12 protein-coding genes are annotated in these 12,921 nt (G+C 35.0%); 7 read left to right on the forward strand and 5 right to left on the reverse strand.

Features of this window, described 5'->3' with window-relative positions:
• Positions 1-165 precede the first annotated feature (165 nt).
• The 4 genes from spxA to pepF all read left to right on the forward strand — a co-directional run bounded on the left by spxA (position 166) and on the right by pepF (position 5,228).
• Positions 166-561, forward strand: coding sequence for a transcriptional regulator SpxA (gene spxA, locus NYQ66_RS07720; RefSeq protein WP_259868522.1), 396 nt, complete (start codon positions 166-168; stop codon positions 559-561).
• A gap of 324 nt (positions 562-885) precedes the next feature.
• Positions 886-1,563, forward strand: a complete 678-nt coding sequence (gene mecA / locus NYQ66_RS07725) for an adaptor protein MecA (protein ID WP_259868525.1) — start codon at positions 886-888, stop codon at positions 1,561-1,563.
• A gap of 553 nt (positions 1,564-2,116) precedes the next feature.
• Positions 2,117-3,316 carry a competence protein CoiA gene (locus tag NYQ66_RS07730; RefSeq protein ID WP_259868527.1) on the forward strand — a complete coding sequence of 400 codons (1,200 nt, stop codon included), beginning with the start codon at positions 2,117-2,119 and terminating at the stop codon, positions 3,314-3,316.
• A 94-nt stretch (positions 3,317-3,410) separates the two neighbouring features.
• Positions 3,411-5,228 (forward strand): oligoendopeptidase F, encoded by a 1,818-nt coding sequence (gene pepF / locus NYQ66_RS07735; protein ID WP_259868529.1) that lies wholly within the window; start codon positions 3,411-3,413, stop codon positions 5,226-5,228.
• Positions 5,229-5,802: 574 nt separating this feature from the next.
• Here pepF and NYQ66_RS07740 read toward each other — a convergent pair.
• The 3 genes from NYQ66_RS07740 to NYQ66_RS07750 all read right to left on the reverse strand — a co-directional run bounded on the left by NYQ66_RS07740 (position 5,803) and on the right by NYQ66_RS07750 (position 7,797).
• A complete protein-coding gene (locus NYQ66_RS07740) occupies positions 5,803-6,696 on the reverse strand; it encodes a ClpXP adapter SpxH family protein (RefSeq protein ID WP_272479947.1) in 894 nt (297 codons plus the stop codon).
• Positions 6,693-7,088 carry a globin domain-containing protein gene (locus NYQ66_RS07745; protein ID WP_259868531.1) on the reverse strand — a complete coding sequence of 132 codons (396 nt, stop codon included), beginning with the start codon at positions 7,086-7,088 and terminating at the stop codon, positions 6,693-6,695. Before NYQ66_RS07745 ends, NYQ66_RS07740 begins: the two co-directional genes overlap by 4 nt.
• 139 nt (positions 7,089-7,227) lie before the next feature.
• Positions 7,228-7,797, reverse strand: a complete 570-nt coding sequence (locus tag NYQ66_RS07750) for a CYTH domain-containing protein (protein WP_259868533.1) — start codon at positions 7,795-7,797, stop codon at positions 7,228-7,230.
• Positions 7,798-8,062: 265 nt separating this feature from the next.
• Between NYQ66_RS07750 and NYQ66_RS07755 the strand changes: the two genes are divergently transcribed.
• From NYQ66_RS07755 to NYQ66_RS07765, 3 genes are read left to right on the forward strand one after another with little or no spacing between them, the layout of a single operon-like run.
• Complete coding sequence (locus NYQ66_RS07755) at positions 8,063-8,686, forward strand: GTP pyrophosphokinase (RefSeq protein ID WP_259868536.1); 624 nt, start codon at positions 8,063-8,065, stop codon at positions 8,684-8,686.
• Between the two features lie 20 nt (positions 8,687-8,706).
• A complete protein-coding gene (locus NYQ66_RS07760) occupies positions 8,707-9,510 on the forward strand; it encodes an NAD kinase (RefSeq protein WP_259868537.1) in 804 nt (267 codons plus the stop codon).
• Positions 9,511-9,561: 51 nt separating this feature from the next.
• Entirely contained in the window at positions 9,562-10,443 is an 882-nt protein-coding gene (locus tag NYQ66_RS07765; RefSeq protein WP_259868539.1) for an RluA family pseudouridine synthase, read from the forward strand.
• A gap of 148 nt (positions 10,444-10,591) precedes the next feature.
• Here the strand turns inward: NYQ66_RS07765 and prpE are convergent, their stop codons facing one another.
• A complete protein-coding gene (prpE, locus tag NYQ66_RS07770) occupies positions 10,592-11,332 on the reverse strand; it encodes a bis(5'-nucleosyl)-tetraphosphatase PrpE (RefSeq protein ID WP_259868541.1) in 741 nt (246 codons plus the stop codon).
• 84 nt (positions 11,333-11,416) lie between these two features.
• A complete protein-coding gene (locus tag NYQ66_RS07775) occupies positions 11,417-12,595 on the reverse strand; it encodes an FtsW/RodA/SpoVE family cell cycle protein (protein ID WP_259868542.1) in 1,179 nt (392 codons plus the stop codon).
• Positions 12,596-12,921 lie beyond the last annotated feature (326 nt).

Here is a 12,921-nt window from a genome sequence, read left to right on the forward strand (position 1 = left end):
TTGTAAATTAGCAAAAATCTTTAAAGATGGTCTGTTCTCGAGTTGACAAATGTAGTATACTAATACATATGAAGAGTTATTTAAAGTAATTTTAATCTAATAAATTCTTCAATCTTGTAGATAATGAAAGTCAAATAAATTTGAATTTTGAGGAGTGAAGTTTCCATGGTAACACTTTATACCTCACCGAGTTGTACATCTTGCCGGAAAGCAAAAGCTTGGTTAGAAGAACACAATATTCCATTTCATGAAAGAAATATATTCTCAGATTCTCTTACGTTAGACGAGATTAAGGAGATACTTAGAATGACTGAAGATGGAACTGACGAGATTATATCAACAAGGTCCAAAGTTTTTCAAAAGTTGGATATGAATCTTGATCAATTGCCATTGAAAGAACTTTTTAACCTTATTCAGGAAAATCCCGGCCTGCTTCGTCGTCCAATTATACTCGATGAAAAGCGACTTCAGGTTGGATATAATGAAGACGAAATAAGAAGATTCCTACCAAGAAAAGTTCGTACTTTCCAACTACGAGAAGCACAACGAATGGTTAATTAATCCGTCAAAGCGCAGATCTTTTTATAGACTAAGATCTGCGCTTTTATATATCTCATGAAGAGAACGGATTACGTGACAAAAAGTTATAGTTACGTTACAATATGTATTTAATAAACCCATTTGTGATAGGAACCCTTTTTTCTGATTTCTAGGTTTTTCTATTTTCATTTTATGCTAAGATATCATAGAATAGAAATAGAAAGACTATATGTTCTTTAAAGGATTGAACTATACTCTTTTTGGGTAAGTTGTATTTAGGAGAGTTTATAACTAGGTGAAGTAATCCCTTCCACCTAATTATTTTTTAGAAGGGAGAGTATAAGAATGGAGATAGAAAGAATTAATGAAAACACGGTTAAATTTTATATTTCCTATTTAGATATTGAGGACCGTGGCTTTGATCGAGAGGAAATCTGGTATAATCGCGAAAAAAGTGAACAACTTTTTTGGCAAGTAATGGATGAAGTTAATTATAACGAGGACGACTTTAACATAGATGGACCATTGTGGATACAAGTGCAAGCACTTGATAAGGGCTTAGAGATTGTTGTAACAAAGGCACAAATTTCTAAAGATGGCCACAACTTAGAATTACCAATGGAAAATGGAAAAACGATTGATATGCCAGTAGATGAAAAGATTGAATCCTTATTGGATGAGAAATTTGGCAGTCATGATGATGAAGATTCAGAGGATCACGAGCAAGATGATTTATCTTTCGTTCTGAGTTTTGCAGATTTCGAGCACGTCATTCAACTAAGTCATTATTTTGATACTGTTGAAGGGTTTAGTAATTCCTTATATCACTTCGATAATAAGTACTTCCTTCAATTAGAATTCGATGCTGAAGTGTTAACGGATGAAGAACAGGAAAATATCCTTAGTCAGCTATTAGAATTTGGTCAGGAATCAAGTATCACCATTTATCGCCTTGCAGAGTATGGGAAAGTCATCTTTGAAGAAGATGCAATGACGCAAGTAAAGCAATACTTTTCATTATAGGAACAGGCACTCGTATTGTCGGGTGTCTGTTTTTTTGTACCTGCGAAGTAGGATTTCTTATACAAATTGCGTAGTAGATCGATACTGTGTAGTAAACAATTTCTTTACTTCCTTACGGTCTTTATTTAGTGAGTGCTAATACGCCGCCGCTTCGTCAGAATACTTCGCTTTCCGCGGGCACGGCCTCAGCTAACTCAGTAGCAAAGAGCGCTCCTGAGTGGATCTTCGGCTCGCGCTGTTCCCGCAGGAGTCTCCGTATTCTGACTACGCTAAGTTATAGCCTTCTAATTGAAGTAAGTAGAACATAAGAATTTATTCATTATCTTTCTCTACTTGAAAAGAAAACCGATTAAAGCGAGTGTTTTTCCGCAGCGGCGATATAGCTCTCATCCCCAAAAGACCGTAAGGAAGTTGCTGCGCACTTTATGAAAACTGCGAAAGTAGTTAAATTTTTAATAAAAGTCACAGAAAGTTAATATAGTGATAGAAAACAATAGAGGATTTTGTCGTTCGATGTAGAATTAGATATGGAAATTAAAGGAGGCGATTATTTATGCTGCAAGCCATTAATGACAATGGTGAAAAGGTTACCTTAGCTCTATTATCCAAAGATGATATTCAATACCAAAAAGAGAATCATAACTTTTTTTGCCCAGTTTGTAACGAGGCTCTGATTGTTAAAGCTGGTACCAAAATGATAGCTCACTTCTCACATCAGTCAAATACATCCTGTCCTAGTCACTATGGGGGAGAAGGAGAATATCATGAACGAGGAAAGCTTGATTTATACCAATGGCTAAAAGAACAACGTATAAACGTATCATTAGAACATTACATACCCAAAATAAAGCAAAGACCAGATCTTTTTATCAAGATTGGTAACAAACAAATTGCAATGGAATATCAGTGTGCAAGAATGTCCTCAAAAGAATTTTTAGAACGTAATAGCGGTTATCGCCGACTGGATATAACACCTATTTGGATTCTTGGAGGTAACCGAATGAAACGATCAAAGTCCTCCAGTTTGCTCCTATCATCTAATGACCTTCTGTATGTACATCAATTTTCTTCCGGATTTCCCTTAACCATGTATTTTTACTGTCCAAATTCGCATTATTTTGCTATCTATCAGCATGTTCAAACTACTGGAACTAAACAAACGATAGGAAGTATAGTGTTCCATAAACTAAGGACGTTAAGGATAAGAGACCTTTTTCACCATTTACCGATAAACCCATCCTTCTATTCATTATGGAAAAACAAAATTTTTCATGTAAGAACCAAACCAAGACAACATATATCCAATCAAGAGAAAAGTTGGATCCAATGGCTTTACCTTCAACGCGTACATCCTACATTGCTTCCTTCCATTTGTTTTATACCTGTTTCATCACAATGGATGATGAGGACGGCTATATGGATATGGCAAAGTAAAATTGTAATCGGCTTACTAAGGTATAACAGATCATTCACCCTACAATTATGCAAAAACCTACTATCTGATCAAATGAATTCTTCACATACATTTCCTCTTATTCAAGGTCAAAAAAATCCAATCATGGAATATCTAGATATATTAGAGAATCTAAAAATTATAGTGAGGACGAATGCAGAATCGTACCGTGTAATGAAGCTAATTCAAATACCCAAAAACATTGATTTGGCTAATCAACAAGATGACCAATTGATACAACAATTAAGATACAGTTTATATCCAGATTTGACGCATGATTCTTCTATAGATACGATATAATATAAAGGTATGAAAAAAAAGGATATCTTGGAAAATGTATAGAATCTATGAGTGAAGTTTATTTTTAATAAGCTTTTAGAAGGAGGATATTATTGTGGGACAATCAACAAAAGAGTTAAAAAGCCGTGATCAAGTTTCTGTAGAGAATACTTGGAAGCTAGAAGATATTTTTGCTACAGACGATGTATGGCATAACGAATTAGAGGAATTAAAAAAACAAATACCAACATTTAAAAAGTTTCAAGGTACGTTAGAGACATCAGCACAACAACTATTTGACCTTTTAACTTTACAAGATGAAGTATCTCAACGTCTTGGTAAACTATATACATATGCACATATGAGATATGACCAAGATACGACGAATTCTGTTTATCAAGCGATGAATGCTAAAGCGGAAAATGTTATTACACAGGCTTCCAGTGCAATGAGTTTTATTGTACCTGAGATTCTTTCCATCGATGAACAGAAGTTAAAGAGCTTTTTAGAAGAAAAAGAGGAATTAAGCTTATACAAACACGCTTTGAATGAAATTACTAGAAATCGTCCACATATATTAAGTCAAAAAGAAGAAGAATTGTTAGCAGAAGCTTCCGAGGTGTTAGAAAATTCCGCTCAAACGTTTGGCATGTTAAATAATGCTGATTTAACGTTTCCAGCAGTTAAAGATGAAGAAGGAAACGAAATAGACCTCACGCATGGGCGTTATATTAACTTTTTAGAGTCAGACAACCAAGAAGTAAGAAGAGACGCATTTAAAGCGATGTATGACACGTTTGGAAGCTTTAAGAATACATTCTCTTCCACACTATCAGGTGCAGTGAAAAAGAATAATTTTTATGCGAAAGTTCGAAATTATGATTCAGCTAGGCAGGCAGCCTTAAATAACAATAACATTCCTGAATCAGTATATGATAACTTAGTTGAATCTATAAACGAAAGAATCTCTCTACTTCATCGTTATGTTTCTTTGCGTAAGAAGGTCCTAAAGCTAGAGGAACTTCATATGTATGATCTATACACACCATTAGTAAAGAATGTAAATATGAAGGTAAGCTATGAAGAGGCTAAACAACATGTCTTAAAAGGATTAGCCCCACTTGGTGATCAGTATGTAGAACGACTTAAAGAAGGTTTTGACAACCGATGGATTGATGTTGAAGAAAATAAAGGAAAGCGTAGTGGTGCTTATTCTTCTGGTGCATATGGAACCAATCCTTATATTCTTATGAACTGGCAGGATAATCTAAATAACCTTTTCACCCTTGCACATGAGCTAGGACATTCCTTGCATAGTTACTATACGAGAGAAAATCAACCTTTCCGTTATGGAAACTATTCGATTTTTGTTGCAGAGGTTGCTTCTACTTGTAATGAAGCGCTGTTAAATGAGTATATGATTGAACAAACGACTGATGAAAAAGAAAAGTTATTCCTAATTAACCACTTCCTTGAGGGATTTAGAGGTACGGTGTTTAGACAAACGATGTTCGCCGAATTTGAACATAACATTCATATCCTTGCACAAAATGGAGAAGCGTTAACTGCTGATAAATTAACAGAAGTTTATTATGAATTGAATAAAAAATATTTTGGTGATGAGCTAACTGTAGACGAAGAGATCGGACTAGAATGGGCTAGAATCCCACACTTCTATTATAACTATTACGTGTATCAATATGCGACTGGTTATGCAGCTGCACAATCCTTAGCGTCACAAATTCTCAAAGAAAAAGAACCTGCAGTTGAGCGGTATATGAGTTTCTTAAAAGCAGGAAGTAGTGACTATCCGATTGAAGTGTTAAAGCATGCTGGTGTCGATATGACTGAAAAAACGCCTATATTATCTGCATTAGATGTATTTGAGGAAAAATTAATACAAATGGAGCAGTTATTAGAAAAAATGGAATAAGAGTGGTGTCATACATGACATGCTCACTTCATTAAATAGTACCTCTAGTTGTTGATCTTTATGATCTAACAATTAGAGGTGCTATTTTTACATGCCTTTATTTAAAACCCCGGAAAGCACTTTTATGCGTGAAGGAAAAGATAGTTAAATAAATGGATATAAATAGAAGTGGTAACGTTATAATCATTGGCATAAGACGCATCAATCCAAGGATATTAAAGAAAAAGGCAACAAAGGTCAAGATCAGAAAGAAAAAAGGGAAAAAGCGTTGTACCACAACAGTACCTCCTTGTTTATAAACCAAGCTATTAATATGTATGAGGTTTATGAAGTAAATAGAAGTGTGACATTTTTGTGAAATGATGAACAGTTCTATTGCGAAATAGGTAGTGCCTTGTTATATTATATATGTGAGATGTTTAACAAACAAAAAACCCCTTTGTTTGACCTGAAACTTTCTCCCATCCCCCCTTGTCTAGCGATAGGCATGGAAAAAGGATATGTCTATGGCATATCCTTTTTGTTATTATAGCTAAGGAAAATAAAAAATCCCTTGCTATGAACAAGGGAATAATTACTGTACATATTTCCAAAAGCAACCATACTTTACCGGCACTTTCTCAACTGTTTGTTTTAGCTGTAATTTTTTCATTTCTTTTTCTGTTTTTTCAATTGACCAATCGTAAACGACTGCGATTTCCTTTGTACCAACAAAATCATAATGTAATAAAAAGTCCTCAAGTGGAGGTTTCTTTGCTGGAGAAGGTTCTTTTTGTAACATTTGTTTTAAAACCCTAACATAAATATCATAAGGATAAAGTCCGGAAAGCTTCAAACCTTCTTCTTCTTCCGACTCATTAAAGAAAACAAGTGTTGGAATATATTCAACATCCATCTCTTTAGTTAATTTAAGATCACATTGTAGTGCCTTTTTCGATGAACTTGAGTAAAGATCGTTTTTAAATTCATCTACGTCTAACTTGGCCTCTTCTGCACAAGTAAGTAATACAGCCTCTTTAGAAACGTCCTTCTTCTCTAAAAAAACATATTCTTGCATCTTCCGTAGAAACTTCCTACCTGCTTTCTTGCCTTGAAGCTCTGCAGCCTTTATCGCAAGAGAAGCAATCCAAGGAAAAGAAATTGGATTCTCTATCCATAAATCTCCATCACAGCTCATACCGGTACGACTTGCCGTTTTCTCCCAAATGTCCTTGAGCTGCTTCGGTTTGTCAAATTTATCTTTATTCAGCGTAGTCAACTGACCACTTAAAATCGTACGTATGGTAAAGAATCTACCATATTCAATAAAAAGTTTTTTTAGATATGGTTCTAGAGACCAACATTCGGGACAAAGTGGATCAACAAAAACATAAATCTCAATTGGTTTTTTGAGTAAATCTAAAAAGCCATACTGCGCCGTAGTATTCGTCTCCTGTTTGTTTGATGGCCCAGATGGGTTCCAACTCACATCGATTCTCCTTTCTGTTCTTCAGGTGTATTCATCATATGTCCAGCAGTTAATGTTAGTCGTTCAAACATCGCACTTCGATACGGCTCTTCAATGGCAACTTCTTCTAAAGCGTCTTCCATGCAAGATAGCCATGCATTTTTTCTAGAAGGCGTTATAGGAAAAGGTAAGTGTCTTCTTCTTAACATTGGATGACCATGTTCTTCGATATATAAAGCAGGACCGCCAAAAAACTGTGTTAGAAACTGTTTTTGCTTTCTTGCTGTTTCCGTCAAATCATCTGGAAATATTGGAGTTAATTGTGGATGTTGTGAAACACGCTCATAAAACGCATCTACCAATGCACTGATGGTTTCGTATCCACCAATTGCATCATATATTGTATCTGTCATATATAACAAACCCTTCAAATCGTTGGTGATATAGAACTGTTGCTTATTTGTAATATATTGTAACAGTGCATGGATAGATAGAGCAACTTATCTGATTGAACAACTATTGATCTTCTTGAATTATTCTATAATTATTCTGTTACAGAGTAGAATAAAACCGTTGAATCTTATTTGGTGTTTCTCTCTTTGGGATCTTATGGTCATGTAATAATTCATCAAAAATTTGTTGCCCAGATGCTTTTGTTTTTGCTTCAAGTTCTAATTCGTAATCTAATTCATCATTATACGTACTATAGTCTAACACGACAACGACATCTTTGAAAGCGGTTTCTAAACGATGGGTTATTAGTGATCCACCGTAACGCAGTTGTGCAAAGTCAATTCCTAATTCGTTTAGTTGTTTTGCTACATGAGGTTTGGGAACAATCGTACCATTTATCCATGATTCCGCTTCTGTCATCGTCAAGGTGTCGTGGGTTTCTAGTAAACCTTCTGGATGAGGTTGTTTTAATGTTAGTTGGAATAAATCGTTTTTCTCTCTAATCCTTAAGGCAGATTTTGCTTGTTTTAGTTGAAAGTCATTTGTTTCGAAATAATGATTAGTTTGAACAATAGCCTGACTAGGGCTGAGATTAAAATGGCTCAACAGTTGATCGTATTCTTGTTTTGTTAACAAATTTTTAAATTCAATTTCTATTTCTTGTGGCATTTAGCTTTCCCCCTAAAAGAAGTATTACCTTATATTTTGTTGAATTACTAACGAAAATGCAAAAGTTAACTATTATAATGTTTTTCAAAAGTGATTTATTACGAATTTATCCATACATAAAAACAGTTGAATCATACGAAATAACTACTAATATGATACAATTATGTAGGAACATCGTTTATTTTTATACTTAATTACATAAGATACCCAACCGAATTTTCAGGGTAACTGTATTACATAATAAAGTGTTGAGGTGATGTATGCTGTGAATTGGGAAGTGTTTTTAGCACCATACGTTCAAGTGGTAGAAGAATTAAAAGTTAAGCTTAAAGGAATGCGAGCACAATTTGAGTACGAATCCAAACACTCTCCAATTGAGTTCGTAACCGGAAGAGTAAAACCGGTAACTAGCATATTAGAGAAAGCAAGGACAAAAGATATTCAACTGAATGAGTTAGAAAGTGAAATCCAGGATATAGCTGGTGTAAGAGTTGTTTGCCAGTTTGTTGAAGACATCTATACAATAGTGGATATGCTACGTTCACGTAATGATTTTACCATAATAGAAGAGAGAGATTATATTCAAGAAAAGAAAGATAGTGGTTATCGCTCTTATCATATGATTATAAGATATCCAGTTGCAACAGTTCGAGGAGAAAAACAAATCATAGCAGAAATTCAAATCAGAACGTTAGCGATGAATTTCTGGGCTACAAATGAACATTCCCTTAACTATAAATATGATGGCCAGATCCCAAAAGATATTAAAGCTCGACTTAAGCGCGCAGCTGAAGCTGCCTTTCGATTAGATGAAGAAATGTCAAAAATAAAAGATGAAGTTCAAGAAGCACAACGTATATTCCATCAAAATAAAAAGAAACACAAATAGAAGGGGGCAACATAGAGATTATGAAATTTTCCATCACTTCTAAGGGCGATTCAAAATCAGAACAAATTAAAGAAAGATTGATCCAATATCTAAAAGACTTTGATTTGGAATATAACAAAGATGAACCGGATTTAGCTATTTCCGTTGGTGGTGACGGTACTTTTCTCCAAGCTTTTCATACCTATAGTCACCGTTTAGAACATACTGCTTTTATTGGTATACATACAGGTCATTTGGGTTTCTATGCTGACTGGGTTCCGGAAGAAGTAGAAAAGTTAATTATTGAAATTGCCAAAAATCCTTTTCAGGTTGTAGAATATCCTTTATTAGAAGTAAAGATTCATCCGCAAAATGGAGGGAAAGAAGATCGTTACTTGGCATTGAATGAGTGCTCGGTTAAAACAGCAGAAGGTTCTGTTGTCCTCGATGTGAACATAAAAGGGGAGCATTTTGAAAGGTTTCGTGGAGATGGTTTGTGTATTTCAACGCCTTCAGGTTCAACAGCATATAATAAGGCTCTTGGGGGAGGAATCATTCATCCAGCGTTGGAATCGATCCAGGTTACAGAAATGGCTTCTATTAACAATCGTGTTTTTAGAACAATTGGCTCACCATTAATCTTACCTAAACACCATGTATGTGAGCTGATGCCAATTCACGATAATCGTAGTTTCTTGATTACCATTGATCACCTTACAAAAACATATACAAATGTGAAGTCAATTGAGTGTCGAGTAGCGGATGAAAAAATTCGATTTGCGAGATTTCGTTCTTTCCCTTTCTGGAAAAGGGTGCATGACTCCTTCATTTCTGGCGAAAGATAAATAGAGATTAAATAATGAAACGAAGATGCTTATTAGAAAGGTGACGGCAAGTTGAAATGGATTGTAGCAAAAGAGTATGATGATATTTTATTAAGAGAATATTTATTGCAAATTAGAGGCCTTTCACGACGTATTTTAAAGGTCGTTAAATTTAAAGGTGGAGATTTGCTTGTAAATGGGGAATCATCGTCTGTTCGTCGTAAACTCCATACAGACGATGTTGTAGAGGTGGTGCTTCCTCCAGAAGAACGTGGTGCATCTATGGAACCTGAGGATATACCATTAGATATTGTTTATGAAGATGATGATGTGTTGGTGATTAATAAACCACCTGGAATGGCAACAATCCCATCGCTTAATCATACAACAGGCTCCCTTGCTAATGGGATCTTGGGTTACTATGAGAAGCATAATCTAAACTACACTGTTCATGTAGTAACCCGATTAGATCGAGATACATCAGGTTTATTGCTAGTAGCAAAACATCGCTACAGTCATTCGATTCTTTCTCGTGATCAAAAAGAAGGCACTGTTAATCGAAGATATTATGCTGTTATTCAAGGTGAATTAGAAGAGAAGCAAGCAACGATAGATGCTCCGATCGGTAGGAAGCCTGGATCTATAATAGAAAGAATGGTTACTGATGAGGGACAACGATCTGTTACACATTACAATGTAGTTGAAACATCCCCATATTATTCACTCTTGGATGTAAAACTAGAAACAGGTCGAACACATCAAATACGGGTTCATTTTGCCTATCTTGGATATCCTTTAGTTGGTGATAACCTGTATGGTGGAAATACAGAAAAATTGAAACGACAAGCTTTGCATTGTAAGTCCCTTGCATTCTATCAACCGATTACCCGTGAACGGTTAACCTTCAAGTGTAAGATGCCAGAAGATATGCGTTCACTTTTTACTAAGCAATAGAGCTCATTCTGTTAAAGAGTGAGCTTATTTTATGCTTAATATTAGCTAAGAAAGCAACAGATTAAAGAGCGAGAGAGGTGAATATCTATTGTATTCACAAGTTTTATAAAAGCAATCAAAAAGAAACCTCTAACAAAAAGAAAATGCCTTAATCAAAAGTTTGAAACTTCTCCTCTACCAGCTGTTGTTTGGAGGGTACAGATACTGTTTCTTCCTCAGGAAGTCTAAAAGCGGTTAGCGCATTTCCAAATACGCAACCGGTATCAATGTTAATTGTTTTATTAAGGATTCGTGGTTTTTTTACTGGGGTATGTCCGTAAACGATCCACTGTTCACCTTGATAAGATTGTGCCCAATCTCTTCGTACAGGTCTCCCATCTGGGTGTGTTTCACCAGTAATGTCACCGTAAAGGACAAAAGTTTTTACTTTTTTATTCGTTTTTCCAATCAAATCAGCAGAAATTCCGGCATGAGCTACTACTGCATTTACTTCTGGAAGTACAACATATAAATCAGCTTGCTCATAGAGGGTCATAAAATGGTGTTGTATTACTTTTTGTTGTTTAGCATCTAAAGCCTTCCATTCTGCAACAGTAGTTTCTAAACCGTGTTGCTGCTTTACATTATTACCTAAGAAATAACGATACAGTTTATTGCAGTGGTTACCAGGTACATAAATGGCTCTCTTATGTTCTACTACCATCTCATACACAAGATTAATTACAGCTATGGAATTAGGTCCTCTGTCTGTTAAATCCCCTACAAAAGCAGGTATTCTGCCATCAGGATGAAAAGGTATATTGTCTTCCCATTGATAACCTAGAGCATGAAATAAATCATGGAGTTCTTCTATACAACCATGAATATCACCAATGACATCTATTTTCAAAATAATCTCCTCCCAAATGCAAACGTTCGGTTATTAAATAAAAAAGGTGGATGCTAATTATTAGCATTACCACCTGCAATCATCTTAATCAAACATATATGTCTTCGTTCTAAACTTTATATTTAATACAATTCCAATAGCCATTAAATAGGTTAGTGTTGAACTACCACCATAACTAATGAAAGGTAACGGTAAACCTGTAATTGGCAACAGTTGAACAGACATACCGATATTTTGAAAAATTTGAAATGTAAACATGCCAATAATACCAGTGACTAAAAAGCTACCGAATTGATCATTACTTTGCAAACCTATATGGATTAATCGATAGATAAGCAGGAAAAATAAGGTGATCACGAAACTTGCGCCTAAAAAACCAAATTGTTCTGCGATAGCAGAAAAAATCATATCGGTATGGCGTTCAGGAATATAAACTTCTAAATCGTGCATTCCTTTTCCTGTTAACTGACCAGAACCAATGGATAACATAGCTCGAATCAATTGATAGCCAGAATCACCATAGGCTTCGGGATATAGCCAACCTAAAAACCTACTTTCAACGTGGCCAAATCCTAGGTTATTCACAATCTCTTTGGTTTTGTCAGGATAATTAATATATCCCCAGACTACAATGCCAATACTCACAACCATGGTAAGCATAATGGTAAGTAGTATTCGCCATCGAATGCCAGAGACTAAAGTCATGCACGCAACGATTGCGCATAAAACCAAGAATCCTCCCAAGTCAGGTTGTGTTGCAACCAAGCCCATTGGAGGAAGTGATAGAACTAGGATTTTTAATAATAGCCATAGATCACTCTTAATGGTTCTTATTTTAAACTTTTCGTTATGACTCACCATCACGTGAGCTAACATGTTGATTAAAAAAACTTTCATAAATTCAGCTGGTTGAATCGTACCAATTCCAGGAAATATAAACCAACTTCTAGCTCCGTTCACTTCATGAATAATAGGAGCAGGAACATTGAGAAAAAGCATAAGTAATGTTATCATACCTATTCCGTATAAAATCCAACTAACCTGTCGGTAACGATCATAATCAACAAGCATCATGACTACAATCACCATGGAACCAAGGATATACCATACAATTTGTTGTAGAACAAAGTTAGTCCCTTCATACATCGACGGTAAGAATGGTTGTACAGTGTAAATGGCAAAACAACTTACAATGGCTAATAAAAGTATAATAAACACTAATGTGTAATCGAAATTAGAATTTGGTGTATTTTTTGAACTCATGTTTGTTTCCTTTCTTTCTATAAATTTTTTGTAAATAGAGTTCACTATGATCCCAAATGAATGAAACGTATATTGGTATATTGTTGTTTACAACTGACAAGAAACTAAATTATTATAATAAGGATAAGGAACACAACGTAAATGTTGTCTGTTTTGTAGTTTTTCATTTAGAATAATATTTATCCAATGTCGCGATGATCATGCAGATTAATTGAAACAGTATTAGACTAAGTTTACAACATATTTCTACATTTTTTAAGCATAGTATGTTTATTCTCGTAAAGCAATCCTTTTTATAAATATTCGCTTAATTACCATTAAATAAT

The sequence above is a fragment of the Aquibacillus koreensis genome (genome assembly GCF_025154055.1).
Taxonomy (GTDB): domain Bacteria; phylum Bacillota; class Bacilli; order Bacillales; family Amphibacillaceae; genus Aquibacillus_C; species Aquibacillus_C koreensis.

Bases quoted from the DNA above. Each gene is read 5' to 3' on its own strand.
- spxA (WP_259868522.1), top strand. From the start codon at position 166: ATGGTAACACTTTATACCTCACCGAGTTGTACATCTTGCCGGAAAGCA.
- mecA (WP_259868525.1), top strand. From the start codon at position 886: ATGGAGATAGAAAGAATTAATGAAAACACGGTTAAATTTTATATTTCC.
- NYQ66_RS07730 (WP_259868527.1), top strand. From the start codon at position 2,117: ATGCTGCAAGCCATTAATGACAATGGTGAAAAGGTTACCTTAGCTCTA.
- NYQ66_RS07745 (WP_259868531.1), bottom strand. From the start codon at position 7,088: ATGACAGATACAATATATGATGCAATTGGTGGATACGAAACCATCAGT.
- NYQ66_RS07750 (WP_259868533.1), bottom strand. From the start codon at position 7,797: ATGCCACAAGAAATAGAAATTGAATTTAAAAATTTGTTAACAAAACAA.
- NYQ66_RS07760 (WP_259868537.1), top strand. From the start codon at position 8,707: ATGAAATTTTCCATCACTTCTAAGGGCGATTCAAAATCAGAACAAATT.
- NYQ66_RS07775 (WP_259868542.1), bottom strand. From the start codon at position 12,595: ATGAGTTCAAAAAATACACCAAATTCTAATTTCGATTACACATTAGTG.